This is a genomic window from Cupriavidus sp. DL-D2 (genome assembly GCF_039710735.1).
Lineage (GTDB): Bacteria > Pseudomonadota > Gammaproteobacteria > Burkholderiales > Burkholderiaceae > Cupriavidus.
This window is the reverse complement of record NZ_JBDKXK010000031.1, coordinates 46,478-72,212: the sequence shown is the minus strand read 5'-3', so window position 1 is coordinate 72,212 and position 25,735 is coordinate 46,478. Positions and strand designations below refer to the sequence as shown.

Below are 25,735 nucleotides of genomic sequence, written 5' to 3'. Positions count from 1 at the left end.
GCGGCCATGACGTTGACATTGCGACGTGTCGGTGATTGCACCGCTGGCCCTCACCCCCAGCCCCTCTCCCGCAAGGCGGGAGAGGGGAGAAAACAAACGCATGGCAGCGATACGGTCAGCCCTTCAAAAACCCCACCACCGCCTCGTTAAACCCATCCACCTGCTGCAGATTCGACAAATGTGCCGCGTACAACTCCACGTACTTCGCACCCGGAATCGTCTCGGCCAGGAACCGTCCATCCGCCGGAGGCGTGGGAATGTCGCCCGAACCTGCGATCACCAGCGTCGGCGCGGTGATGCTTGCAATCTCGCCACGCAGATCCGAATCCCGCACCGCGCGGCAGTTCGCTGCATAGCCCTTTGCGTCGGTCGCGCTCAACATGCCGCGCAACTGCGCAACCAGTTCAGGCTGTTCCGCCGCAAAATCCGGTGTGAGCCATTTGTCGACCACGGCGGCGGCAATCGAACCCACGCCATCGCGTTCTACTGCAGCGGCGCGATTCGTCCAGTTCTCGGGCGGGCCGATGTAAGCAGCGGTATTGCAGAGGATCAGCTTCTCAATCCGGTCAGCGTGATTCACGCCAAGCCACATACCCGTGATGCCACCCATCGACAGCCCACAGAAATTCACGCGTTTCAGACCGAGATGGTCGATGAGTGCAATCACGTCGCCACCAAGCTGCGCGATCGTGTACGGCCCTTCGGTCACTGACGACTTGCCGTGGCCCCGCGTGTCGTAGCGCACTACGCGGAAGTGCTTCGACAGTTCGGCGATCTGCGGCTGCCACATCTCGAAGCTGGTACCCAGCGAGTTCGACATCACCAGCACCGGCAGGCTTTCATCGCCATCGATCTGGTAGTGAAGCTTGACGTCTGCAAGTTCGGCAAATGGCATGGCGTGTCTCCAATCAGTTCTGCGCAATGGCCGAGCCGTGCTGCGCCAGCGCGGTGACCTTCATTTCCATATACGGATACAGCGGCAGCCCGGTCAGGATCGTGTGCAGTTCATCGGCGTCCTTCACGTCGAAGATGCTGACGTTGGCATACAGCCCGGCCACGCGCCACAGGTGGCGCCACTTGCCATCGCGCTGCAGTTGCTGCGAGTACGCCTTCTCGTCGGCCTTGATCTTGTCGGCCACTTGCGGATCGAGCGATTGGGGGATACGGACAGTCATTTCGACCATGAACAGCATGGCGGTCTCCTTGTGAATGGTGGGATTCGATTCGATTGCGTCAGACCGTGGCAACCGGCGTCACGGGCGATCCCATGGCGCCGGGCAGCCGCAGCGGCGGCGCCGACAGGAAGAAGTGGTGGCGACCCTCGGCATGCAGCCACGCCGCCAGGTCATGCAAATGCCAGAGTTCGCCGAGCGGCAGGCCGAGCTTGAACAGGCAGTGGTGGTGCAGCGGCAGCATCGCCACCGGGCCGCTATCGGCGGGCACTGCGCGTGCGGGATAGCGTTCGACGGCGTAGTTGTCCGCCGCGATGGCCGCGATGCCGCTATCGGTGATCCACTGCAGCAGCCGCTCGTCACGTCCGTCGAGCGCGCAGCAACTGTTGTGCAGCAGCGCTACGTCGGGCTGGCCCGCCATCTCCACGAGCATCTCGGCAAACCCGGTGCGCAGCACGAGGATGTCGCCCGGTTCCACCTTCACGCCGTCGGCATCGATTACCCGCATCAGGTCGTCGAAACCAACCGTGCGGCATTCCCGACCATAGTGCCGCGCCAGATCCACCAGCACGCCGCGCGCCTGGATGCCATGCTGGGCGAAGGTCTCGATGCCGAGCGCCTCGGCATGGCTGTGGTCGTGCCCGCACGGATGCGCCGCGAAATGATCCGCTTCCGCATAGTCCACGGGGCCTACCACGTCGGTGTTGGGACGGAAACCGTTGTAGTAGACACGCTCCGCCACGCCATCGCCATCCGCATCGAACAGTGCGCCGACGTGGGCGAGCGAATCCCACTGCGTCGAGTACTGCATCGAGAGCAGCACCTGGTCGTCGCTCAGCACATCCACTGCGCGCGGATCGACCTTGGCCAGGGGAAAGTTCACGTAGGCCACATCGTCGCGGAATGTGGGCCGCAGCACCGGCGGATGCCTACGCGGGTTGAGCACGTTGCCACCGGGCAGATCCAGCGGCAGTGACAGGCAAAACGTGCGGCCAGTGCGGATTTCCTGCGCGGCCGCGCGAACGCGTTCGGCAGTGATCAGGTTCAGCCGGCCGAGTTGGTCGTCATCGCCGAAGTCGCCCCAGTTGGCGCCTTCGGGCCGTCGCTTCCATCGCTTCATGAGTGGGGCTACCTTCAGATGTGGCGCACGCCGTCCAGGTAAGCCTTGCGCCAGCGCACGATGTTCACGTCGCGGAACAGTCCGACCTTGAAGAACGGATCGGCTTCGATGAAAGCCTGCGCGGCCTCGCGCGTGTCCACATCGACGATGTAGAGTCCGCCGCCGCCATCGCCGCCGTCATCGCTGAGCTTGGCGCCGCATGCCAGCAGCAGGGCCTTGTTCTCTTCCAGGAATTCCAGGTGCGTGGGCCGGTTGGCCTGGCGCACGTGCTGGTGGTCGGGCTTGTCGAAGGTTTCGATCATGTACGGCATGCGATGTCTCCAGTCGGTTCAACGGTGAGTACGGCAGGTGTGGTCAGTGCGTCATGATGCCCCAGGCCAGCAGCGACACGATGTAGATCGCGCCCACCCAGAACATCATGATCACGGTGTAGCCCATCACGTCCTTGAGCTTGAGCTTCGAGAGCGCCAGCGCCGGCAGGATCCAGAACGGCTGCACCAGGTCATTCCACGCATTGCCGAGCATCACCGACATCGACGTCTGCGCCACCGAGCTGCCGATGGCCTTTGCCGCATCGATCATGAACGGACCCTGGATCACCCAGTGACCGCCACCCGAAGGCGCGAAGAAGTTGATCACGAAGCTGCTCAGCAGACCCCAGAACGGCAGCGTCTGCGGCGTGGCGATCTCGACGAACGCGCGCGAGATGGTATCCACCAGCCCCGAGCCCGCCATGACCGCCATGATGCCTGCGTAGAACGGATACTGCAGGATGATGCCCGAAATCGTCTTGATACCTTCGTTCAGGCGCGCCACGTAATTGGCCGGCGTGCCCAGCAGCAGCACCCCGATGAACAGGATCAGGAAGTTGATCAGGTTCAGGTCCAGCGTACCGCCCTGCACAAAGTACAGCACGGCATAGGCCATGCCGCACAGGCCAATCACCAGGCTCAGCAGACGGCTGTTGTTCATGCGCGTGGCCAGCGTGTTCTCGATGCCCATGCTGTGGCCGCCACCGGAGGCGCCTTCCGACGCCATGTTTTCTTCGCGGATCTCGACCACGTCCTTTGCGTCGCGCGGATGCAGCATGGCGTTGAGCAGCGGCAGCGTGATGATCACGGCCAGGCTTGTCAGCAGCATCGGCACGGAGAAGATGGTGTCCTTCAGCGCGATGACACCCATCAGCTTTTCCATCGGATGCCCCGGCGTGGAGATCAGCACCGGGATGCTGGCCGACAGGCCCAGCCCGTACATCGTGAAGCCGCTATAGGCCGAAGCGATGATCAGCGGGTAGTGCACGCCCTTGACCTTGACCGCCAGCTTGCGCGCGATGATGCCGCCCACCACCAGACCGAAACCCCAGTTCAGGTAGCTGCCGATACCGCCCACCAGCGTGGCGACGATGATCGCGCCGCGCGGCGTGGCCACGCGCGCCACGATGCTGTTGAGGAAGCGGTCCACCAGCGGCGCGGTGGCCAGCACGTAGCCCATGGCCAGGATCACGGCCATCTGCGTGGTGAACGAGAGCAGGTTCCAGAACCCCTTGCCCCAATTGAGAATCACGGCGCTGGGGCCCTGCCCCTCGACGAGCATCGCCATCAGCATGCTGAGCAGCGTGAGGCCAATGGCGAATACAAACGGGTCCGGCAAATACCGGCGCATCAGTTCCGTAAAGAACCCGGCGACCTTGTTCAAGGCGTGTCTCCTGAAATCCGAAATGACCGCATATCGAACCAGCGTTCTATATGCGAACGTCTTTTATGCAAGTCGGCAGCGTATGACGCCGTCAGACGCAATGTCAAGGCAATGAAAGGATCGATTCAGGCCGGGTGACGCAATGGTTCGATGTTGCGGCGCAGCGCAAAGATTACAGCGCCGTCATCTTCCAGGGCGCGTCGCAGCGCGGGCGGCGGGGAGATTTTGCAACGCACAAAACTGCGCGGGATACGCCGAAAACGTCGTCCGGTATCCGCACACTATGCGTGCCGTTGAAAGGTTGCCGCAGGAGTAGTATCGCGGCGTTGGCGTCTCTCGATGCCAGACCACCCATTGGAAGGAGGCTGTAATGACACGCGTGCGGGTTGAGGGATTCACCATTTCGCTCGACGGATATGGAGCAGGCCCGGATCAGGACATCGACAATCCGCTGGGTATTGGCGGGACCGACCTGCACCAGTGGCTGATCCCTACCCGCACGTTCCAGCAAACCCTGTTCGGCAACGACGGCGGCACCACCGGCATTGACGATGATTTCGCCGCGCGCGGTTTCAGAAATATCGGCGCCTGGATTCTCGGCCGGAACATGTTCGGCCCCATCCGTGGCGAGTGGCCGGACATGAACTGGAAAGGCTGGTGGGGAGATCGTCCCCCCTATCAGGTTCCGGTCTTCATCCTGACGCACCATGCGCGCCCCGCCATCGAGATGGAAGGCGGCACCACGTTCCACTTCGTGACGGGCGGCATTCACGAGGCACTCGACCGGGCGCGCGAGGCTGCAGCGGGAAAGGACGTAAGGATCGGCGGCGGGGCGGCCACCATTCGGCAGTACCTGCGCGAAGGACTCATCGATGAGTTGCACATTGCCATCTCGCCAGTGCTACTCGGTCGGGGGGAATCACTGTTCAAGGACCTCGACTTGCGGTCCCTGGGTTACGCATGCGTGGAATCTGTCGCATCGGAGAAGGCGACGCATGTGGTGCTGAGGCGCGGGGCCATGTAGGCAGTTAACGCCCACGGTCGGAGACCTGTCGCAGCAATCCAGTCACTCGACTTCGCCCTTCCGCAATTGTTCGAGCGAACGCGCAAGATGCTCGGCATTGGCCGGTGAGTTGAGCAAATAGATGGTCTCCGCCCAACTGGTGTATTGCTCTTCGGACATGACTACAGCATTGGGAGCCCCCCACCGGGTTATAAGAACCGCCTCCTGATTTTCGACCATCTGGTCGATCACAGCCTCAAGGCTGTTACACGCATCAGAGTAATGAATAGTACGCATGGTAAAACCCGAGAATTCGTTCCACCAGTTGTACAACGGCAGCAATTTATAACGCCATCCCAAAATCTTTAACTTGCCCAGGTTGCAATGCAGCACAAATAATGAATCGTTTGTGCCGCTTCTGACGCGCGCACTTTGCCGCCCCCTCCTGGAGACGTGACCCATGGGCCTTCCCGGCATCGTCATTGCCCTTGGGGCGATGATCTGGATGGCATTTCGTGGCTGGAGCATCCTGCTGATTGCCCCGGCGGCGGCGCTCCTGGCGGCGGCCACGGCGGGCGAATCGCTGCTCGCCAACTGGACGCAGGTCTTCATGGGCAGCGCGGCCGGCTTCGTTGCGCAGTTCTTCCCGCTGTTCTTGCTGGGCGCGCTGTTCGGCAAGCTGATGGACGACAGCGGTTCCGTCACCGCGATTGCCGACTGGATGACGCGCACGCTTGGCCCCCGCCACGCGATGCTGGCCGTGGTGCTGGCCGGTGCGCTGCTGACCTACGGCGGTGTCAGCCTGTTCGTGGCGTTCTTCGTGCTCGCGCCGATGGCCCATGCGCTGTTCCGCGCCGCCGATATCCCCCATCGCCTGATGCCGGCGGCCATCGTGCTGGGTACATCGACCTTCACGATGTCCGCGCTGCCGGGCACACCGGCCATCCAGAATGCGATCCCGATGCCGTTCTTCAGCACCACGCCCTTTGCGGCGCCTGGGCTCGGCATTGTGGCCAGCGCCATCATGCTGGCCTTCGGCATGTGGTGGCTTTCGCGCTGCGAGGGCGTCGCACGGCGTGCTGGTGAAGGCTATGGCGCCGGCGCGGCGGATGCCCATGTGGACGAGGTAGCCGAGCGGCCACTGATCCGGGAACGCGCCAGTACCGCGCGGGAATTCGATCCGGCCGAAACGTTGCACGGCCAACGCAGCATCGAAGCACCTGGCATCGCGGTGGCGATGCTGCCGCTGGCCGTGGTCATCGGCGTGAACCTTGTTATGAGTCTGGGGGTATTGCCGCGAATCGACGCGGCCTATCTAGGGCTGCCTGAGTGGGGCGCCACAAGTCTGCAGGCCGTGGGCGGCGTGTGGTCGGTCATCGTCGCGCTGACCGCCGCCATCGTCTGCCTGGTCCTTCTGAACCTGCGCCGGCTGCCAGCACTGCGCGACACCATGGGCGCGGGCGTGCACGCTGCCGCCCTACCAGTGCTCAGCGTGGCGAGTCTGGTGGGATTCGGTTCGGTGGTAGCGGCCCTGCCCGGCTTTGCGCTGGTGCGCGACTGGGTGCTGTCGATCGAGGGCGGGCCGCTGGTCTCGCTGGCCGTGGCCACCAACGTACTCTCGGCGCTGACGGGCTCGGCATCGGGCGGCCTCACCATCGCGCTCGATGCGCTCGGCGGCACCTATCTGACGCGGGCGCTGGAAATCGGACTCGATCCCGCCGTGCTGCACCGGGTTGCCGTGATGAGTGCGGGCACGCTCGACACGCTGCCGCACAACGGCGCGGTGGTCACGCTGCTGGCCGTCTGCGGCGCGACACATCGCCAAAGCTACGGCGGCATCGTAGTCGTCGGCATCGTCGGGCCGATGCTGGCGCTGGCGGCCGTTATCGCGCTAGGCACGCTGGCGGGGTCGTTTTAACTCCGCCAGCGTATCGGACGATGGACCTTACGCCGACTGCACGCGATAGCGCTCCAGCCAGTGCGCGTACGGCGCAGGCAGCACCCACGACGGACGCTCCAGGCCCAGCTTCATCGCGGTCTGGTACGGCCAGTGCGGATTCGCCAGCATGGCGCGGCCCACCATTACCAGATCCATCTGACCGTCTTCGACCACGCGATTGGCCGCCACGGGATCATCGATGCCCCACGACGATGCCACCGGCAGGCCGGCTTCGCGACGCACGCGCTCGGACACCGGCGCCAGGAACGCCGACCCCCAGGGAATCTGCGCGTTCGGCGTAGAGAAGCCGACGCTGACATTGAGCATGTCGAGTCCGCCCTCGCGCATCGCACGGGTCAGCTCGATGGCTTCGGCCAGCGTCTCTTCGTCACGGCCGTCGTACTCGATCACGCCGAAGCGCGCCGTCAGCGGCAGGTTGGCGGGCCACACTTCGCGCACGGCGGCCAGCGTTTCCAGCAGGAAGCGGCCACGGTTGGCAGCGTTGCCGCCATAGCCATCGGCACGCGTATTGCCGTGGACCGAGAAGAAGCTCTGCGCCAGATAGCCGTGCGCAAAATGCAGTTCGAGCCATTGGAAACCGGCATCACGGGCGCGGATTGCCGCAGCCACGAAATCGGCCTGTACGCGGTCGATGTCGGCCTGCGTCATCGCCTTGGGCATCTTGTTCAGGTTGGCACCGAACGGCACGGCCGACGGGGAAATCGTTTCCCAGCCGCGCGGATCATCCTCGGCAATATGGTCGTCGCCTTCCCACGGACGGTTGGCGCTGGCCTTGCGGCCCGCATGGGCGATCTGGATGCCGGGCACGGCACCGCCAGCCTTGATGGCTTCCGCGATGCGCGCCATGCCCACCGCCTGCTCGTCATTCCACAGGCCCGTGTCTCCCGGGGAAATGCGGCCCTCGGGGGAAACCGCCGTCGCCTCGACGATCACCAACCCCGCACCCCCACGCGCCAGACCGGCGTAGTGGGAAAGATGCCAGTCTGTGGTGAAACCATCGACTGCGCTGTACTGGCACATCGGCGGCACGGCAATGCGGTTGCGCAGCGTGACATCCTTCAGCGTGAACGGAGTGAAAAGTGCAGGCGTAGTCATGATTGAAATCGGTTTCTGTTGCGATGCAGCGAATATAGTGGCGCGCGCCTATAATGAAAACCGCTTTCACGTTATCCCCTCGATAAGACTTTGTTATGTTGAATCCCCAATGGCTGCGGTCCTTCGCCATGCTGTCGCAATCCGGCAGTTTTACCGGCGCCGCGGACGAACTCGGATTGACCCAGGCCGCCGTCAGCCAGCACATCCGGCATCTGGAGGATGCGCTCGGTCCGCTGCTGATCCGTCGCCCCCGCGCGCTGGAACTCACGCCTGCTGGCAAGGCACTGCTCGAGTACTGTGCCGAGATGGAACGGGCCAACGAGCGCCTGCACGCCCGGCTGGCCGATGACGGCGAAGTCGGCACGGTCGGCCTGATCACGCCCGGCAGCATCGGCCTGTTTCTTTACCCCCGACTGCTCGACCTCCAGGGCCAAAACCCGGGACTGGTGATCCGCCACCGCTTCGCACCCGATGCCGAAGTGCTCGAAGCCGTGCTGAACAACCGCTTTGAAATCGGCCTGGTCATGCTCAAGCCCGACGATTCCCGCCTGACCGCCACCGCGTTCAGCGAGGAGCCGCTCGAACTCGTCTATCCGGCCGGCGAAAAGGTAGGCAGCTGGGAAGATCTGGCGCGAATGGGCTTCATGGATCATCCCGACGGCAAGGCCATGGCCAGCCGCCTGCTGAGCCGCCACTTCCCCGGCAACCCCGGCGTGCAGACGCTGCCGTGCCGGGGTTTCAGCAACCAGGTAGGCCTGATGCTCGAACCCGTGGCGCGCGGCTTCGGCTTCACCGTCATCCCGCGCTACGCGCGGCAGGCATTCGCGGATCAGAAAGCCATCGAAGTGGTGCAATGCGAAGTGCCCGTGGTGGACACGCTCTGGCTGATCCACCGCGCCGAATGGCCGCTGTCACCGCGTGCGGCGCGGGTGGTGGAGTATTTGAGGCGGCAGGTGAAGGCGGTTTGAGGGGGCGTTGCAGGAATCGCCAAGACACCCGCACCTCGCCCCGGTAGCCTTCCGCTCCAACCTCCACCAGTCCGCCCAAGATTCGCCGCCCCATGTCCCGCCCCCTCCCCGCCTGGCTGCCCGTCGTAGCCTTTGTCCTGATCTGGTCCACTGGCTTCATCGTCGGCAAGGCCGTCGTGCCCGTGGCCGATACCAGCTTGTTCCTGCTGGCCCGCTTCGCGCTGGCAGCGCTGCTGTTCACTGCCACGGCGCTGGCGGCGAAGGTGGCGTGGCCGCCGCTGGCACAGGTGCCGAGGCATCTGCTGGCGGGGGCGCTCATGCAGGGCATTTACCTCTGCGCGGGATATGGCGCCGTGGCGCACGGGTTGTCGCCGTCGATCATGGCGCTGCTGGGGGCGCTGCAGCCGCTGCTGACCGCGCTGCTCGCCATTCCGCTGCTGGGCGAGCGGCCTTCGGCACGTACCTGGCGCGGACTCGCGCTGGGCGCGCTGGGGGTGGGTCTGGTAGTCTTGCCCGCAATGCAGTCCGGCGCTCCGCACGCGGTGTCGCCTTGGATCATGTTGATCGGGCTGCTGGCGATACTCTCCATCACGATGGGCACCCTGCTCCAGAAGACCTCGATTGCGCGCGCGGATATCCGCGCCAGTTCGGCCTGGCAAAACGCCGGGGCGATGCTGGTGGCTGCTGTGGTCGTGGGTGCCACGTCGGTGACATCGGAAACGTCCGGCGCACTGCGCTGGACGCCAGGCCCGACGCTGTGGATCAGCCTGGCCTGGGCCGCGCTGGTGCTCTCTGGGCTCGGCACCTGGCTGCTGCTCGGGCTGGTCCGGCGCGGACAAGCAGCGAACGCCGCCGCGCTGATGTTCCTCGCCCCGCCGCTTGCCGCCATACAGGCCGCGCTGCTGTTTGGCGACCGGCTCGGTCCCGTGCAGTGGCTCGGCATGGCCGTGGCCGGCATCGGCGTATGGCTGTGCCAGACTCGCGGCAACGCGCGCCATGCCGAAGCTCGTTGAACACGCCTCGCCGCTGGTCGAGCCGCGCCGCTATCCGCGCCAGCCGTTCGGTCACGCGCACGACTATCATCAGTTGCTGTTCGGCGTGGATGGCCAGATCGAACTCGAAATCGAAGGCCATGCCTACCGCGTGGATGCGGAAGTGGGACTGGTCATTCCGGCTGGCGCCCATCACCTCTGCGCCGGATTGACGGACAACCTGCAACTGGTGGCCGACTTCCCTGCGAGTTCGGTGGCCTTGCCCGCACGGCTGATGGCGCGGCCACGTACGTTCTCCATGGACGGCAACTTCGCGACGCGCGTCCGGGCGCTGGCCACGGCACGGGACGCAGATCGCGGCACTAACGTATCGAACCAGCACGCGTGGCAGCAGGCCACAGGACTGGCCAACGGCCTGTCCGCGATGCTCGGATTGCGCGATGCACCTGCCGACGCGGCACGCTTTCCCGTCACCGACATCGACCGCTATCTGCGGGCGCACCTCGACTCGCCGCTACGCGTGGATGCCCTCGCCGCGCATGTGGGATGGGGCGCACGCCGTTTCCATACGCTGTTCTGCGAAGCCTTCGGCGACACACCCCACGGCTACCAGACCCGCCTACGTCTCGATCAGGCCGTGCAGTGGCTCATGGCCGGCACGATGCCGCTGGCCGATATCGCGCATGGCGTGGGCTACCCCGATCAAACCACATTTACGCGAGCCTTCGCGCGCCGCTTCGGCATGCCTCCCGGCGCCTGGCGTACGGCGGCCCGCTGACTGCAATATTTACAAAGGCAAGTAAGCAGCACACAGGGCAAACCACTTGCGGGACGGTCTGACGCGGCCAGGCGCCTCGGTACGAAAATTGCGCGGCGTACCCTTCGCCATGTCAAACACTGCCGACGCCCCCCTGCTTCGCCCTGGTCACAATTGCTGGCGCGTGGAGCCCTGTCACCGCTTCGCGATGCTGGTCGACGGCGACGCCTATTTCAGCGCGCTGCGCGAGGCCCTCACGCGCGCCGAGCACACGGTCTACATCCTCGGATGGGATATCGACAGCCGCATGCGGCTGCTGCCCGATGCCCCCAACGACGGCCTGCCGGCTGAATTGCGCGACTTCCTGAACGCGCTGTGCCGACGCCGCCGCAAACTGCGCGTATACGTGCTGAGTTGGGATTTCGCGATGGTGTTCGCGCTGGAGCGGGAGTTCCTGCCTTCGGCCCGTCAACACTGGCAGACCCACCGGCGCCTGTCCTTTCACCTCGACGGGAATCACCCGGCTGGCGCCTCGCATCATCAGAAGGTAGTGGTCATCGACAATCAACTGGCGTTCTGCGGCGGGCTCGACCTGACGATCCGGCGATGGGATTCGCATCACCATCTGGCCAACGAGCCGCGCCGCGTGGACCCCGAGGGCAAGCCGTATCCGCCGTTCCATGACGTGCAGTGCGTGGTCGATGGTGCCGCGGCCGCCGCGCTGGGCGATCTGGCCGCCGACCGATGGTTCTGCGCCACGGGCCGCCATCCGCGCACACCGAAGGCCAGCCAGATGCAGGGCGCCGACCGATGGCCGCAGCAAGTCATCCCCGATGTCACGGACCTGCGCGTGGGCATCAGCCGCACCTTCCCGCAACGCGACGACGCACCCGGCATCAACGAGATCCGCGCGCTCTACGTGGATGCCATCGCTGCCGCGCGCGAAAACATCTACCTTGAAAACCAGTACTTCAGTTCGGGCCTGATCGCCGAGGCATTCGAGACACGGCTGCGCGAACCGGATGGCCCCGACATCGCGCTGGTATCGCGCCGCACCGAAAGCGGCTGGCTGGAAGAAGCGAGCATGGGCGTGCTGCGTGCCCGGCTCTGCCGCGAGTTGCGCGACGCCGACCCCGAGGGCCGTTTCCAGCTGTACTGTCCGCACGTGCCGGACCTTGGCGACGCCTGCATGAACGTGCACAGCAAGGTGATGGCCGTGGACGATCATCTGCTGACTATCGGTTCCGCGAACCTGAGCAACCGCTCATTCGGGCTCGACACCGAATGCAACGTGACCATCGAAGCCAACGGCGACGCGCGCATCGCGGCTGCCATCCGCTCGATGCGCGACCGCCTGCTCTGCGAACACCTCGCCGTCACCACGGAAGAACTGACGCAGGCGCTGGAGGGCAAACCACGTCTGAACCAGGCGCTGGCAATGCTGCACCGTCCCGAAGGCCGCACGTTGCAGCCCTTCACGCCCACGGTGCCGGAAGACGTCGACGCGGCCGTGCCCGATGCCGCGCTGCTCGACCCCATCGAGCCGATCGACACGGACCAGATCATGGCCGAGTTCGTGAGCAACGAGGTACGCCCGCAGGTGGCAAACCGTGTGGCGGTGCTGATGGCACTGGTGCTGGTGGTGGCTGGCGTGGCCTTCGCGTGGCGCTATACGCCACTGCGCGAATGGGCCGATTTCCGCTACGTGCTGGGCGTTGTGCAGGACATCGGCCGGATGCCGCTGGCCCCGCTGGCGATGGTGGCGATCTTCGTAGTGGGCGGGCTCATGATGATGCCGGTCACGGTGCTGATCGTGGTCACCATTGTCGTATTCGGGCCGCTGTATGGAGGCGCGGTGGCGCTGGCCGGCACCGTGATGAGCGCAGCCGCCACCTGCACGGCGGGACGGCTGCTTGGCCGGAATGCCGTGCAACGCTTCGGTGGCCAGCGGCTTAACCGGATCAGCCAGCAGGTGAGCCAGCACGGCCTGCTGGCGATGGTGGTGCTGCGGCTTGTGCCCGTGGCGCCGTTCACGCTGGTGAACCTTGTGGTGGGTGCCTCGCGCATCCGGCTGCGGGATTGCCTGCTCGGCACGGCCATTGGCATCACGCCGGGCATCGTGCTATCGGCATCGCTGGTGAATCGCATTGCGGCGGCGGCGCGCGATCCGAATGTCATGACCTTCGCCTTGCTGGCGCTGGTCCTGCTGATCCCGGCAGCCATCTGGTGGGGTCTGCGACGGCGGCGCCAGCGACGCAACCACCCGCCGATGGGCGGAATGCACGCCACGGGAGGCGCGCGGTGAACGCACCCCATGTGCCAAACGGCGCGCTGCATGCCGATATCGCCGTGGCGAGCTACAACATCCATGGCGGCGTCGGCACCGATGGGCACTTCGTGCCAAACCGCATCTGCGACGTGCTATGCGAACTGCGCGCCGACCTCATCGCGCTACAGGAGGTAGAGACGCGCGGCACCGGCTTCGACATGCTGCAGTTCCTCTCGCAACGTACCGGCCTGCATGCGATTCCCGGCCCGACACTCGTGCGCGACGATGGCGACTACGGCAACGCATTGCTCACGCGCTATCGGCCCCTGAGCGTGCGCCACATCGACCTCAGTGTGCGGCGGCGCGAGCCGCGCGGCGCCATCGACGCCCAGCTTGAATGCAATGCGATCGAATCTGGCACCTTTGCACTGCGCGTGATTGCCACGCACCTGGGGCTGCTGCCGAGCGAGCGGCGCTGGCAGGTGCGACGTCTGCTCACCGCGCTGGCCGAGGCGCCGGAGCAACCGACGATCCTGCTTGGCGATGTCAACGAGTGGTTCCTGTGGGGCCGTCCGCTGCGCTGGCTGCATGCCTATTTCGAGCGCACGCCGCATGTGTCCACATTCCCGTCACGCTGGCCGTTCCTGGCACTCGACCGGATCTGGACCTCGCCGCGCGCGCACCTGCTGGCGGTGGCCAGCCACCGTAGCGCGATGGCGAAACTGGCATCGGACCACCTGCCATTGCGCGCGCGGATGCGGCTGACTTCCGATCCATTGCATGCCTGAAGCACGGAACATGGCGCGGTGCGTCGCTGCTGCGTCGCAATACGCATCGCCCGCGCGCTGGCATCCACCTTGGCCCATACGGAATGCGGCGCAGCGGCAATACGGGTATTTCGCTAGGCGGATGCGCTAGATCGGGGCATCTTGGGTGCCTATACTGACTTCGCGCACCGTGCATCCCGTCGAGCGTGTACGTGTGCGTCCAATAACAAGGGACAGGCCAATGGCGTCCACGGGAGGACGCCGCACCATGGCTCGACAGCGCCTGCCCGTAAACAGGAAAGTGGAGATGGGCATGCCCAGCGAACAGTTCCTCGCCATCCAGGAAACCCGCCGCTCGGGGCTACGTGCCTTGCGCGCGGCGCTGCTCGAGGTGCACAAGGAAGTCATCGGCTACGATCGCGGCCAGTACGAACGGCTGCATGGTCCGATTCCCGCAGGCCAGTTTGTTCAGCTCATCACGGAGGAAGCATTTTTCCGCTGGCTCGATCCGCTGTCACGGCTGATCGTCGAGATCGACGAGGAACTCGATGGCGATGAACACCATGATGAGACCTGCCGCGCCGTGGCGGGCGCCACGCAGAAGATGTTCAGCGAACGCGGGGACGAAGCGTTTCGCAAGCGCTATCAGGAAGCCCTGCAGGATGAGGCGTCAGTCACCGTGGCGCACGGCCGGCTGATGTCCGTCATCGGCCAGCTGCGGCAATTGCCGTGACGCCTGTGTAGTGCCGGGCGGCTAGCGCCGACCCCGGCCGCCGCCACGGGAGCCTCCGTACCCGCCGCGATACCCCCCGACATATCCGCCGCGATACCCACCGTGGTAGCCGCCGCGATAGCCCCCGCCATATCCACCGTGGTATCCACCGCGATAACCGTAGTAGCCGCGATACCCATAGCCCCGGTAGCCGTAGTAGCCCCGATATCCGCAGCAACCGCTGCCGATCCATACACTGCCGTAGATGGGCGCGCCGTAATAGGCGTAGGGATAGCCGTACGGGTAGCCGCCATAGTAGTAGCTCGACGACCCCGCATATCCCCCATACCCGGTGTATCCCGAAGATCCCGAATATCCCGCGTAACCCGAATAGCTGCCATAGCCATATCCGGGGGCCACGTCGTAACCAGGGTAGGCCACGCATCCCGCCAGCAGGGCGGCGAGCGAAAACACTAGGCCCTTTCCGATCCCCGGCATCCTTCCTCGCATGCCTCGCATGTCCCGCTCCCCTCGTTGGCGGACCACACACGTGGCGCTCCGCAAACGTTAGACAGGTATCTGCGAAAGAAGTCCTCATTTAAGGGTTTTCCGATTTTTTTCTCAGAATCGTCTTAATAGACTCCACTTCGCCCATGCCATACGGGCATCCGAGATGGATTGCGGGGAACCCTTCCCCTGCAACTCCTGATTCCAATGCCACGTTGCTCCCCGCGCGTGGCATCTTTTTTTCGCTCCCGTTTTTTCGCTCCCTTTCCTTCACACGGCCAGCAGCCCTTTCTCCACCATTTCCAGCAGGCGTGGGCCGAACTTGGCGGCGTTCTCGTTCGCGCCCTCGCGTAATGGCCCGTCGATCAGCATGATGGCCAGGCCGTGCACAGCCGCCCAGGCGATGTATTCGGCGCCGGGGCGGCGCGCAGCCGGGAGGATTCCGGCATCGACCCAACGGTCCAGCGACGCACCAAGCAATTCGAATGGATTCATGCCGCTGTTGCCGGCCTTGTCCGGATCGGTATCGTTCTCCACCTCGTCCGGCACCGAGAAGGCGGTCCGGAACAGTCCGGTTTCGGACAGTGCAAAGCGCAGGTACCCGGTGCCCACAGCGCGCAGGCTGCCCCGTGCACGCTCCACGGCAGATGCATCGGGCGGAATGGCGGCAAGTTCAGCTTCCATGGCCATGGCCAGGCTCGACAGCGCCGAGGCGCGTACCGCCTGCAACAGGTCCTGTCGATTGGCGAAGTGGCGATAGGCGGCGTTGGGCACCACGCCGGCGCGGCGCGTGGCCTCGCGCAACACGATGGCATCGGGACCACCGTGCCGCGCCAGGTCCACGCCCGCTTCCAGCAGCGCACGGCGCAGGTCGCCATGCCGATAAGTGGTTCGCGACGGCGGAATGCTGGCGGCTGCGCGGTTCATGCTTCCCCTCATGTGGACAGCGTCCATCTTGTTGGCATTAATAGTAGACAGTGTACACAAATAGTGCCAGTGCCCGATGCGGCGCAGCACGCGCCGTGCGGCGCGTCAGAGAATCGGTGCAAACAGCTTGGCCACGTGCATGGCCACGCGCAACACGGCTGGGGATGCGAGAAAGTCGCTGGTATCGATCTCTCGCGCATGCGCGAAATCGGCCTCCAGCATCTTTTCCACATCTGCGGCAAAGGCGGAATCCGCCGTCATGATCATCAATTCGAAATTCAGCCGGAACGAGCGGTTGTCCAGATTGGCCGTGCCCACCGCAGCCGCAATATCGTCAATCAGCACCACCTTCTGGTGCAGGAAGCCCGGCTCGTAGCGATAGACCTTCACGCCGGCAAGGATGGCCTGGTAGGCATATATCGTGGAAGCGCCGTAGACCACGAGGTGGTCGGGCCGGGACGGAATCAGGATGCGCACGTCCACGCCGCGCAGCACGGCGAGCCTCAGCATCGCGAACACAGCCTCATCGGGCACGAAGTACGGCGATGTCACCCACAACCGGTGTCTGGCCGACCGGATCGCTTCGACGAAGAACAGCGAGCAGGTTTCCTGCGCATCGGCCGGACCGGACGGCACCACCTGGACCGTCATCCCGCCCCCCTCCCCCTGGCCCACCTTGGGGTCCGGCGGCATCATCAGGTACGGCACCTCCTTCGCAGCCCAGTACCAGTCTTCGGCAAACGCCATCTGCAGTGTCAGCACCGCAGGACCACGGATTTCGATATGCGTGTCGCGCCATGGAGACAGCGGCGAACGTTTGCCAAGGTACTCGTTGCCAACGTTGTGGCCGCCCACGAAAGCGCGTCCGCCATCCACCACGACCAGTTTCCGATGATTGCGGAAGTTCAACTGGAAACGATTGACAAAGCCGGGATGCGTGGAAAAAGGCCGGGCCTGCACGCCCGCCGCGTGCAGCACGCGAACATACTCGCGGCCCAGCGCATGGCATCCGATACTGTCGTAGAGGAAATAGACCCTGACACCGGCCTGGGCCCGCTCGCACAATCGACGCTGCAACGCACGGCCAAGCTCGTCGTCATGCACGATGAAAAACTGCACGAGCACCTGCTCCTTCGCGGCGTCGATGGCCGCGAAGATCGCGTCGAACGTGGCATCGCCGTTGATCAGCAATCGCACATCGTTGTTGCCCATGCACGGAATGCCGGTGAGGGCCGGCAGTGCCCGCATGCATGCCTGCGCGGGCAAGTCCACCACGCTGGCCCTGAGCGCCTCGCGCTCGTGTGCGGTCATGCCCTGGCCGATCTCGCGCAGGCGGTCGTTGTTGAAACGTCGGGCGTTGACGTAACCGGCGAACCGGCTGCGCCCAAAGATCAGGTAAGGCACCAGTGTCAGGTACGGCATCATCACCAGCGATCCCGCCCACGCGATGGCGCCCGGCGCGGTACGCACCGTCATGACGGCGTGCAGGGCCGCCACGACTCCCACGGTGTGGAAGGCGACCACGATCACGGCAATCACGCTTGGACTCAGCATCGGCAACTGGCAGCCCGGAGGCTTCCCTGACCCAGAGGGCCCTATTCTGGCATGGCACGTCACATGCGCGCATCCACACCATGGTACAGGCCGGAGTTGCCCATTTTTTAATCACGCCGATGGGTTCCGCATGCGGACGGCGGGTCGACACCCGTTCGGGCGTGGTTATCCACAAGTTCTGTGGATAAGCAGCCGCCACCCGTAAACCCATACAAAACATCGGATTAGACGCCGCAGGCCAGCGTGCCTCGCCGCAAGCCGCGACACCTGTGACGCCACTGAAGCCTTTTTAAGGAATCCGCGATTGTTGCAGCGCTCCCTCGTCGATACGCTGCCACCAACGTTTTGTCCTTTTAATGTGTTTTGCAGGATCGATAGTGCCGTATGAATGAGCGTGCCAACATTGCGCTGCTGGGCAGCAGCGCCTCCCCCCTCCATCCCATGCAGGAATTGCTCTCCATTGCCGGGTTCCAGTGCAGTTACTTTCAGGCCGGCCGCGACCTGATCCACGGCCTGGGGCACGACAATTACGACATGCTCCTGATCGACCGTGAACTGCCCGATATCTCCGCCATCGATGTCATCCGCGCTGTGCGTGCCGTGCGCAACCGCGACGTGCCCATCGTGCTGATCGCCGGACAGGGCAGCGACGACGACGTCGTGGAGGCGCTCGATGCCGGCGCTGACGACTACGTGGTCCGTCCGCTCAGCGCCCGCGTGCTGCTGGCTCGGCTCAGCGCATTGCGCCGTCGCGTGGTGGATACCCGGCTGCGGACGCCCCTGCCCCTGCGCGCGGGCGGCTACGAGCTGAACAGTCCCGGCCGTTATGCCACGCTGCACGGCGTACGGATACCGATGACACCCAAGGAGTTCGACCTCGCCATGCTGATGTTCGCCAATGCCGGCCGTATCCTGGCCAGCCAGCGCATCGAGAATACGATCTGGGGCCACGACCTGCCGGGAGACCCCCGCGCGCTGGCCGGGCTGGTGTCTCGCATGCGGCGGACCCTGAATCTTTGCCCCGAGAACGGCGTTACCGTTTCCGTGGTCTATGCACAGGGCTACCGGCTCGATGTGCTCGACCACGCGGCGCGCGAAGAACTCACCGCGCATCGCGAGCACGATTCGCTGGCCCTCCACTACTGAGCCATGCGTCAGGGCGCTGCATCGGCAACGCGATGTAGCGCCCCTCTGACATCCCTCCTCCAATGACGCGGCGTCACGCCAACGTCACATGCGTCGCGGACCATCACACCGCGCCGCGGCGTCACGGGTTCCCTGGTTCCTTGCCAGACATCGAGAGACCCGGAAGCTGCCGCGCATGGGTCATGGCATGGCGGGGCATTGCCCCGGAGGAGTGTTTTTCGTGTTGCAAGCCATCAAGATCGGGCTGCCCGCCCGGCGCGGCCAATCCGTGTGGCAGGGATTGGCAAGACTGCCGCTGGTCCTGCGGCTTTCCGCCGCGTTCGCCCTCATCTACGCATTCGGTGCCATCGTCGGCCTGACCGGCATCGTCAACCTCATCGAACTCAAGCAGGACACCGACACGCTCTACCAGCGCGATATGCGCGGGGCCATTTCCGCCGAGCGCGCGCAAGCCTCGCTCGCCACGCTGGGACGCGCGCAACTGGCGTTGACGCTGGCCACATCGAGCGCGGAGCGGGACACGGCGACCAACGATATTGCCGCCGCCATGAAGAATCTGGCTACCGCCGTGGACGGCGTGCGTACCGCCGCGCCCCAGCAAGCGCAGGCGTTGCAGACGGAACGCGCCGCTGCGGGCGAACTGACGGACAAGTATGTCGATCTCATGCGCAAGCAGCCGCTCGATGCCTTGCAGTTCGATGCCTCGGTCTCCATCGAAAGCCATTTCCTGGGCCAGCAACTGCAGAAGCTCGGCGCACTGATCGAAACCACGCGTACCGCGCTCGCCCAGCAGGCAGCCGACACGGTGGCCGGCGTGGCCGCCGCGCAGACGCGCGCGCAATGGGTCATGGCCGGCCTGCTGATGACCAGCCTGCTGGCCGCCGCGTGGCTGGCCTGGATCGCCGCACGCAGCCTGACGCGCGAGCTGGGTGGCGAACCACGCGATGCCGCAGCCGTGGCGAACAGTATCGCCGGTGGCGACCTGACCGCGCACGTCGCGCTGCGCAGCCACGACCGCAGCAGCCTGCTGTTTTTCCTGGCAGGCATGCGCGAGGAGCTGGCCGGCGTACTGGCCCGTATCCAGCAATGCGCGCATGAAATCTCCGACGCCAGCCACGGCATCACGCAGGGCAACGAGGAACTTGCCACGCGTACCGGTACGCAGGCCGCTGCGCTGGCCGATGCCGCCGCCAACGTGACGCGGCTCACTGCACTGGTCCAGCAGGCTCACCAGCAGGCGCAGGAGTCGAGCGACATGGCAAGCCGTGCGCGGCTGGCCACCGGCACCGGCATGGCTGCCGTACGGGATATGAGCGAAGCCATGGCCAACGTCCACGCCCAGTCGCGCAATATCTCGGACATCGTCGCCGTGATCGAGAGCATTGCGTTCCAGACCAATATCCTCGCGCTCAACGCTGCCGTGGAAGCGGCGCGCGCTGGCGAAGCCGGACGAGGCTTTGCCGTGGTGGCGCAGGAAGTGCGCGCGCTGGCGCAGCGCAGCGCCACGGCCGCGCGGGAAATCAACACCATCATCGGCGCCGCGGCGCGCGAGATTGCACGCGGGGCGGAACTGAGCACGCACGTGGAAACTGCAATGTCCGGCATCGATTCCGCCGTGCACCACAGTCATACGCTGGCCTCTGAGCTTGGCAACCTGGCCAGCGAGCAGGCCGCCGGCATCCGCACGGTAACCGAGGCGCTGGCCCGTCTGGAACAGACCAGCGCCGACAACGCACGGCTCGTGGATAGCGTGACTGGCCAGGCAGCACGGCTGGACCTGCAGGCTGCGGCGCTCGAAAGCGATGTGGCACGCTTCCAGTTCTGAAGCTGTCCGCCAACGATATTGCCGCATCGCCGCAATGCCGCCCGGGGCCGCGCACCTTGCCGTCAGAGAAGGCGCGGCTTCAGGCTGCCCGCGTATTGCCGTAAATAGTGTTGATCCGATTTGCCGATGAAGGTGGCCGCGCTAGCATGGATGCCGGTGCCACTGCCCTTGGCGCAGTCGGCCCCGACCCATCAACGCAGACGCGCAAGTTGCGAAAAGGCAGGAACGACGCATGCTCCGCAAGGCCGCCCAGGACGATTCGTCATTCGAGGAAGACTTCGATCACGCTGGACGCGACTGGGCGCCCCGCCTCAAGCCCTGCGGCACCTGCCACGCCTGCGAGAAACCGGTTGGCGCGACGGACTTGTTCTGCGGCATTCCCTGCCAATACGCCTTCGAGCATTTCGAAATGCAATTGCTGCGCCGCCGCTAATGTCACCCATGTTGCGGCCGCGACCGATTGCCGTACATTTCCTTTCAAATTCCTGTCAACCGGCTGGCCCGACGGCCCGTTGAGGCGATCATTGGGTCAGCATCCGCAAGCCGTTTCGGGCTGCAATCCCAAGCCTGGTGCGGCAGTTGTGTCCGCAGGAAACAAATACGGGAACGGGGTAACCGGCATTTACGAGTGAACCGAGCAAGTTACACAACTGTTGCACTTATGCACATTTTGTGGCCGCTTTCTCGGCAAAAAGCCAGATACGCTAGACCCATCCCATCACGAGTGACCACGAATCATGTCTGAACGCCTCATCATGCTGGACGTACCCGGTGTCCTGTACTCGGACCGCTCCGCTGCCCGTCTGGGCGGTACGCCGAACACGGGGACTCTTCGGGATGTCAGGTTTTTCGATCCCATCGCCCTGGGTTTCCTGCGCCGGCTGTTCGGTATTGCTGGCGCCCGGGTGGTGGTCTCCGACGCATGGCGACGCGGCACGCCTGCCGCGATCTTCCAGCAACTGGACCTTCAGGTGGAAGGCATGACGCCGGCCGTGCATGGCGGCCACGCTGCGGAAATCGGCGCATGGTCTGCCCAGCACGCCATGCCGGGCGCCTGGGTGATCCTGTCCACGGCACCGGCCGCGTCGTTCAGTGCGGAGCAGCGCGCCCGCCTGGTCTGCGTGGACCCGGCCGAAGGGCTGACGGTCGACAACTTCCGACAGGCGCTCGACATTCTGGGTGTGGCCTGCCCGTCCACGGTCACCCCCGATTCGCGCGTCGAGCCGGGCCTGAAGGCCAAGCTGCGCCACCTGCAACGTCTGGCCCGTGAGGAACCGGAGCGCTTCATGCCCTCCCCGGCTGCCGATGGCGCGCGTGAGCAAGCCGTGGCCGTTGCCGTGGCCAGCCTGACCGGCAAGCAGTTCACTCCCTCGGTGATCCACGCCTGAGGCGTCGCACCATGGGACAAAAGCCGCTCCGAGGAGCGGCTTTTTTTACATCTGCGTCAGACCGGAATTAACGCGGATTGAGCTTCACCGCCGGAAAATCCACCGGCACGGCGAATGCCACGTTGATGTAGTTGGTGAACAGGTTCAGCGCAACATGGGCAACGATCTCGACGATTTCCTCGTCATTGAAACCGACTTCCCGCAGACGGGCGATATCGGCATCGCTGCTCTGGCCGCGCGACTCCACCAGTTGCAGCGCGAACGCCAGTGCCGCAGCGGTCTTCGGATCGGTCGATTCGCCACGCTGGGCGGCGGCCATCTGCTCGGCGCTGGCGCCCGCCTTGCGGCCTAGCGCCGTGTGCGCGGCCAGGCAATACTCGCAGCGGTTGCGGTCGGCCACTGCCACGGCGATCTGCTCGCCCAGCGCCGCGGGAATGACGCCGCCGCCGAGCGCACCGAAGGCGCCCCACATCGATTGCAGCGCGGCCGGCGAATTGGATACGGCGCGGAACATCTTGGGAACGACGCCGAAAGCGCCGTGGATCTGAGCAAGGGCGGCCTGGCTGCCAGCGGGGGCCGATTGCGTGTCGGGTACGGGGATACGTGCGGTCATGATGGACTCCTGATGCGGATGCGTGGTGGGTTCGTTACGTTCGGACTGGTGTGTCGCTGTCCTTGGGTTCCACTATGGCCGCTACCGCCGCACGTTGGGATACTATCCGTCCAGCAAACATACCCATTCGTCCAGACGCCATGGCAAGCCTCACCACTCCCGTTCTCGCTCCCATCGACCGGCTCTCGGCGTTGTTGGAGCGCTTCCGCATCCACGCGCACCTGTTCCATAGCGGCCCGCTGTGCGGCATTTCGCGCTTCAACGAGCCGGCGCGCGGTTTCCTGCACGTCATGCGCGACGGCGAGATGACTGTCACGCATCGCACAAAGGGACTGCCGAGGGAGTTGTCGATCCGCGAGCCATCGCTGCTGTTCTATCCGCGCCCGGCCATCCACACCTTCCACAATCCGCCCGCCGAGGGTTCGCAGTTTGCCTGCGCCACCCTCGAATTCGCGGGCGGCGTGCGCAATCCGCTGGCACGCGCGTTGCCGCCGCTGATCGTGCTGCCACTGGCGCAAGTCGAAGGGTTGGGCCCTGCCCTGTCACTGCTGTTCGCCGAGACCGAGCGCGTGCGCTGTGGCCAGCGGCTGCTGGCGGATCGGCTGTTCGAAGTGGTGCTGATTCAGCTACTGCGATGGATGCTCGATCATCCCGACGCAGCCGGCGTGCAGCCCGGATTGATCACGGGGCTGTCCGATGCACGGCTCGCGCGCGCACTGGTGGCGATGCACGAGGCACCGGGAGAAAGCTGGAATCTGGAGCAGATGGCGGCCTGCGCGGGCATGTCGCGCAGCGCGTTCGCCGAGGCGTTTCGCAATGTCGTCGGCCAGACACCGGCCGACTACCTGACCGACTGGCGCGTCAGCCTGGCGCAGTCGCGGCTGCGCGAAGGCGCGCCGCTGAAACTGCTGGCCGACGAATTGGGCTATGCCAACCCGTCGGCGCTATCACGTGTGTTCCTGGCCCGGGTGGGCCAGTCTCCGCGCGACTGGCTGCGCACGGAGCAAATGGCTGCAACGGCCGATCAATGATCAGTAGTCGACCGTCATCGAGAGCTTGAAGGTACGCGGCGCGCCAACGAACAGCACGTTGTTGGAAGTCGAAACACCTGCCCAGTAGTCCTTGTTGGCGATGTTCTCGACCGCAGCGCGCATTGTGTAGCGCATTTGCGAAGCCTTGAAGGTGTAACGAGCACCAAGATCGAAACGATTCCAGGATGGCAGGCTGATCGTGTTCGACGTGTTGGCCGCCTGACGTCCGGTCTGGATATAGCGGGCCGATACGGTCGAGCCCACCAGGAAGGGCAAATCGTACTCGCCGCTCAGCGTCACCGTGTAGTTAGGCACGCCAACGCCCTTCTTGCCGTCCAGCAGCGGATCGTTCTGGTACTTGGAGTCGATGTACGACACACCCCCAAGCAAGCGGAAGCCACGCAGCGGCTCGCCAAACACGCTCAGCTCCACGCCGCGGTTACGCAGTTCACGCAGGCCGAACACGCTGCCCGACAACGTCGTTCCCTGAGGCTGTTCGATCTGAAAGATCGCCAGCGTCGTGCCGAACTTGCCGGCGTCATACTTCACGCCCGCTTCCTGCTGCTTCGACTTTACCGGCGGGAAGATCTCGCCGCGGTTTACAGCGGTATTGCCAGCCGTGGGGCCCTGAGCCAAGCCCTCAATGTAGTTGTAATACACCGACACGTTCTGTAGCGGCTTCACCACGAGGCCGAACATTGGCGAGGTGGCAGAATCGTTGTAAGTGGATGTCTGCGCGCCATCGGCGGTGGCATAGCCACGCACATTGATCACTTGATGACGTACGCCACCAGTCAACAGCACACGGTCGTTCAAGAAGCTTAGCGTGTCGGAGAACGAAACGCCGTTCAGGTTCGTGCGGCCTGTGGTGTATGGGTCAGCAAAGTTGCCGGTGATGTTCGCTGTCGGATAGGCGACGGCCGGCGCATTGTAGAGGTTCGTCGGGAACGTACCGGAAGACCCAAATGCCGAAGCCTTTTCCTGCTTCAGGCCAGACCAACTGAGGTTGACCGTGTGTTTCACCGGGCCGGTGGCAAACTTGCCGCGCACACCCACTTCACCCGTGATCGTGTCCTGCTTGAAGGGCACAGAAAGGAGCGACGCCGTTCCGAAACCGCTATTACCGACGTTGGCGCCGCTGTAGTTACCAAATTCATTACTGTGGTGCGCACCAAAGGCGGCATAGGTCGTCCAGTCCTTCGTGATGTCGTACTCGGCGCGGATCGTCCCGTAGGTATCTTCCAGCTTCGAGTTCGTCCACTGCTGCGCCCAATTCGTTGTGGAAGACGGCACTGGCGGTAACGCCGTCGCAGTGTTGGCAAGATTAATCGTAGCGCGGCCCTGGAATACCGACTCCTTCTGGTAGCCAAAATCAGCGTTCACGCGGAACGCGTCGCCCTGATAGTCAAGGCCCAGCGTAAACAAGCGCTGCTGGCGGCTCTCGTTGTCGACCGCGGTATCGCCGCCACGCGCCATTGCATTGACGCGCACGCCGAACTGCTTCTTCTCGCCAAAGCGACGGCCAACGTCAATGTGGCCACCGACCTGGCCATCGCTCGTGTAGTCGATCGTGCCCTGCGTGATCGGCGCAGCCAGCGCGTACTTCGGCACCAGATTGATGGAACCCCCGATTGTCGTACCTGCCGGCGATACACCGTTCAGGAACGCGTTGGCGCCGCGGAACACTTCCACGCGCTCCAGGCCCTCGGGCGAAACCAACTGGCGCGGTGCGATGCCGTACAGGCCGTTGTAGCTGATGTCGTCGCCAGTCAGCGTGAAGCCGCGCACGACGAAGGCTTCGGAGAAATTGCCAAAGCCCGAGGTCACACGCACGGCGGGATCGTCAGCGAGCACGCCACCGAGCGTACGGGCCTGCTGGTTCTGGATCTGCTGGGAGGTGTACGACGTGATGCTGAATGGCACGTCCATGAAATCCTGGTTGCCGAGCACGCCGAGACGACCGCCCCGTGCCACTTGTCCGCCGGCATACGCCTCGGGCAACTGGTCGGGAGACGCTGCGCCCTTCACGGTCACGGCCGGCAACGTGGTAACGGGATTCTGCGCCGCCGCATCGGCGGCTGCCTCCTGTGCGAAGGCAAGCGTCGGCAGCAGGCCGGCAGCAGCCAGTGCGGTGACAAGGTGACGCAACGGGGTACGCGAGACGGACGCTCGCGATTGGTTCGTGAAAGACAAGGTGACACTCCCAAAAGAATAATTTTTGCGCCGCGCAATCC

25 protein-coding genes are annotated in these 25,735 nt (G+C 64.6%); 13 read left to right on the top strand and 12 right to left on the bottom strand.

Translation table 11 applies throughout. The features are described 5' to 3' along the window. Positions 1-115: 115 nt before the first annotated feature. From pcaD to ABDB81_RS17885, 5 genes are read right to left on the bottom strand one after another with little or no spacing between them, the layout of a single operon-like run. Positions 116-895 carry a 3-oxoadipate enol-lactonase gene (gene pcaD / locus ABDB81_RS17905; RefSeq protein ID WP_346812561.1) on the bottom strand — a complete coding sequence of 260 codons (780 nt, stop codon included), beginning with the start codon at positions 893-895 and terminating at the stop codon, positions 116-118. Between the two features lie 13 nt (positions 896-908). Further along, entirely contained in the window at positions 909-1,193 is a 285-nt protein-coding gene (gene catC, locus ABDB81_RS17900; protein WP_137927442.1) for a muconolactone Delta-isomerase, read from the bottom strand. Positions 1,194-1,233: 40 nt separating this feature from the next. Beyond that, positions 1,234-2,292, bottom strand: coding sequence for a cyclase family protein (locus tag ABDB81_RS17895; protein WP_346812558.1), 1,059 nt, complete (start codon positions 2,290-2,292; stop codon positions 1,234-1,236). Between the two features lie 14 nt (positions 2,293-2,306). After that, positions 2,307-2,603, bottom strand: a complete 297-nt coding sequence (locus ABDB81_RS17890) for a YciI family protein (protein WP_346812556.1) — start codon at positions 2,601-2,603, stop codon at positions 2,307-2,309. 43 nt (positions 2,604-2,646) lie between these two features. Further along, positions 2,647-3,987, bottom strand: coding sequence for a TIGR00366 family protein (locus ABDB81_RS17885; RefSeq protein ID WP_160473913.1), 1,341 nt, complete (start codon positions 3,985-3,987; stop codon positions 2,647-2,649). A 370-nt stretch (positions 3,988-4,357) separates the two neighbouring features. Between ABDB81_RS17885 and ABDB81_RS17880 the strand changes: the two genes are divergently transcribed. Continuing rightward, positions 4,358-5,011, top strand: a complete 654-nt coding sequence (locus tag ABDB81_RS17880; protein ID WP_346812552.1) for a dihydrofolate reductase family protein — start codon at positions 4,358-4,360, stop codon at positions 5,009-5,011. A 42-nt stretch (positions 5,012-5,053) separates the two neighbouring features. Here the strand turns inward: ABDB81_RS17880 and ABDB81_RS17875 are convergent, their stop codons facing one another. After that, positions 5,054-5,452 carry a type II toxin-antitoxin system prevent-host-death family antitoxin gene (locus tag ABDB81_RS17875; RefSeq protein WP_346812549.1) on the bottom strand — a complete coding sequence of 133 codons (399 nt, stop codon included), beginning with the start codon at positions 5,450-5,452 and terminating at the stop codon, positions 5,054-5,056. Here ABDB81_RS17875 and ABDB81_RS17870 point away from each other — a divergent pair. Next, entirely contained in the window at positions 5,451-6,908 is a 1,458-nt protein-coding gene (locus ABDB81_RS17870) for a GntP family permease (protein WP_346812547.1), read from the top strand. The genes ABDB81_RS17875 and ABDB81_RS17870 overlap by 2 nt on opposite strands. Positions 6,909-6,935: 27 nt before the next feature. Here the strand turns inward: ABDB81_RS17870 and ABDB81_RS17865 are convergent, their stop codons facing one another. Continuing rightward, complete coding sequence (locus ABDB81_RS17865) at positions 6,936-8,045, bottom strand: NADH:flavin oxidoreductase/NADH oxidase (protein WP_346812545.1); 1,110 nt, start codon at positions 8,043-8,045, stop codon at positions 6,936-6,938. A gap of 95 nt (positions 8,046-8,140) precedes the next feature. On the opposite strand from ABDB81_RS17865, the gene ABDB81_RS17860 reads away from it, so the two are divergent. The 6 genes from ABDB81_RS17860 to ABDB81_RS17835 all read left to right on the top strand — a co-directional run bounded on the left by ABDB81_RS17860 (position 8,141) and on the right by ABDB81_RS17835 (position 14,531). Further along, complete coding sequence (locus ABDB81_RS17860) at positions 8,141-9,013, top strand: LysR family transcriptional regulator (protein ID WP_346812542.1); 873 nt, start codon at positions 8,141-8,143, stop codon at positions 9,011-9,013. A gap of 92 nt (positions 9,014-9,105) precedes the next feature. Beyond that, the gene (locus tag ABDB81_RS17855) at positions 9,106-10,026 is read left to right on the top strand and encodes a DMT family transporter (protein ID WP_346812538.1); all 921 of its coding nucleotides are present in this window, start codon (positions 9,106-9,108) and stop codon (positions 10,024-10,026) included. Then, complete coding sequence (locus ABDB81_RS17850) at positions 10,010-10,783, top strand: AraC family transcriptional regulator (protein ID WP_346812536.1); 774 nt, start codon at positions 10,010-10,012, stop codon at positions 10,781-10,783. The genes ABDB81_RS17855 and ABDB81_RS17850 overlap by 17 nt, the downstream gene beginning before the upstream one ends. 109 nt (positions 10,784-10,892) lie before the next feature. Continuing rightward, positions 10,893-13,067, top strand: a complete 2,175-nt coding sequence (locus ABDB81_RS17845) for a VTT domain-containing protein (protein WP_346812534.1) — start codon at positions 10,893-10,895, stop codon at positions 13,065-13,067. Beyond that, a complete protein-coding gene (locus ABDB81_RS17840; RefSeq protein ID WP_249359119.1) occupies positions 13,064-13,819 on the top strand; it encodes an endonuclease/exonuclease/phosphatase family protein in 756 nt (251 codons plus the stop codon). Before ABDB81_RS17845 ends, ABDB81_RS17840 begins: the two co-directional genes overlap by 4 nt. A gap of 286 nt (positions 13,820-14,105) precedes the next feature. After that, positions 14,106-14,531 (top strand): hypothetical protein, encoded by a 426-nt coding sequence (locus ABDB81_RS17835; RefSeq protein ID WP_137923675.1) that lies wholly within the window; start codon positions 14,106-14,108, stop codon positions 14,529-14,531. Positions 14,532-14,552: 21 nt separating this feature from the next. Here the strand turns inward: ABDB81_RS17835 and ABDB81_RS17830 are convergent, their stop codons facing one another. The 3 genes from ABDB81_RS17830 to cls form a co-directional block, all read right to left on the bottom strand. Then, positions 14,553-14,984, bottom strand: a complete 432-nt coding sequence (locus tag ABDB81_RS17830; protein WP_346812530.1) for a hypothetical protein — start codon at positions 14,982-14,984, stop codon at positions 14,553-14,555. Positions 14,985-15,287: 303 nt separating this feature from the next. Beyond that, a complete protein-coding gene (locus tag ABDB81_RS17825) occupies positions 15,288-15,944 on the bottom strand; it encodes a TetR/AcrR family transcriptional regulator (RefSeq protein WP_160473923.1) in 657 nt (218 codons plus the stop codon). Positions 15,945-16,049: 105 nt separating this feature from the next. Continuing rightward, the gene (cls, locus tag ABDB81_RS17820; protein WP_137923678.1) at positions 16,050-17,498 is read right to left on the bottom strand and encodes a cardiolipin synthase; all 1,449 of its coding nucleotides are present in this window, start codon (positions 17,496-17,498) and stop codon (positions 16,050-16,052) included. A 384-nt stretch (positions 17,499-17,882) separates the two neighbouring features. Here cls and ABDB81_RS17815 point away from each other — a divergent pair, with 384 nt between their 5' ends. The 4 genes from ABDB81_RS17815 (at position 17,883) to ABDB81_RS17800 (ending at position 21,857) form a co-directional block, all read left to right on the top strand. Further along, positions 17,883-18,644: a response regulator transcription factor gene (locus tag ABDB81_RS17815; protein ID WP_346812526.1), complete on the top strand. Its 762-nt coding sequence runs from the start codon at positions 17,883-17,885 to the stop codon at positions 18,642-18,644. Between the two features lie 220 nt (positions 18,645-18,864). Then, on the top strand, positions 18,865-20,469 hold the full coding sequence (locus tag ABDB81_RS17810) for a methyl-accepting chemotaxis protein (protein WP_212745210.1): 1,605 nt from the start codon (positions 18,865-18,867) through the stop codon (positions 20,467-20,469). A gap of 232 nt (positions 20,470-20,701) precedes the next feature. After that, positions 20,702-20,902, top strand: coding sequence for a hypothetical protein (locus tag ABDB81_RS17805; protein WP_137923680.1), 201 nt, complete (start codon positions 20,702-20,704; stop codon positions 20,900-20,902). Between the two features lie 304 nt (positions 20,903-21,206). Beyond that, a complete protein-coding gene (locus tag ABDB81_RS17800) occupies positions 21,207-21,857 on the top strand; it encodes an HAD domain-containing protein (protein WP_137923681.1) in 651 nt (216 codons plus the stop codon). 67 nt (positions 21,858-21,924) lie between these two features. Here ABDB81_RS17800 and ABDB81_RS17795 read toward each other — a convergent pair whose 3' ends face one another. Then, positions 21,925-22,470 (bottom strand): peroxidase-related enzyme, encoded by a 546-nt coding sequence (locus ABDB81_RS17795; protein ID WP_137923682.1) that lies wholly within the window; start codon positions 22,468-22,470, stop codon positions 21,925-21,927. Between the two features lie 140 nt (positions 22,471-22,610). Between ABDB81_RS17795 and ABDB81_RS17790 the strand changes: the two genes are divergently transcribed. Further along, entirely contained in the window at positions 22,611-23,501 is an 891-nt protein-coding gene (locus tag ABDB81_RS17790) for an AraC family transcriptional regulator (protein WP_160473925.1), read from the top strand. Here ABDB81_RS17790 and ABDB81_RS17785 read toward each other — a convergent pair whose 3' ends face one another. Continuing rightward, positions 23,502-25,694, bottom strand: coding sequence for a TonB-dependent siderophore receptor (locus tag ABDB81_RS17785; RefSeq protein ID WP_237380551.1), 2,193 nt, complete (start codon positions 25,692-25,694; stop codon positions 23,502-23,504). Between the last annotated feature and the right edge of the window lie 41 nt (positions 25,695-25,735).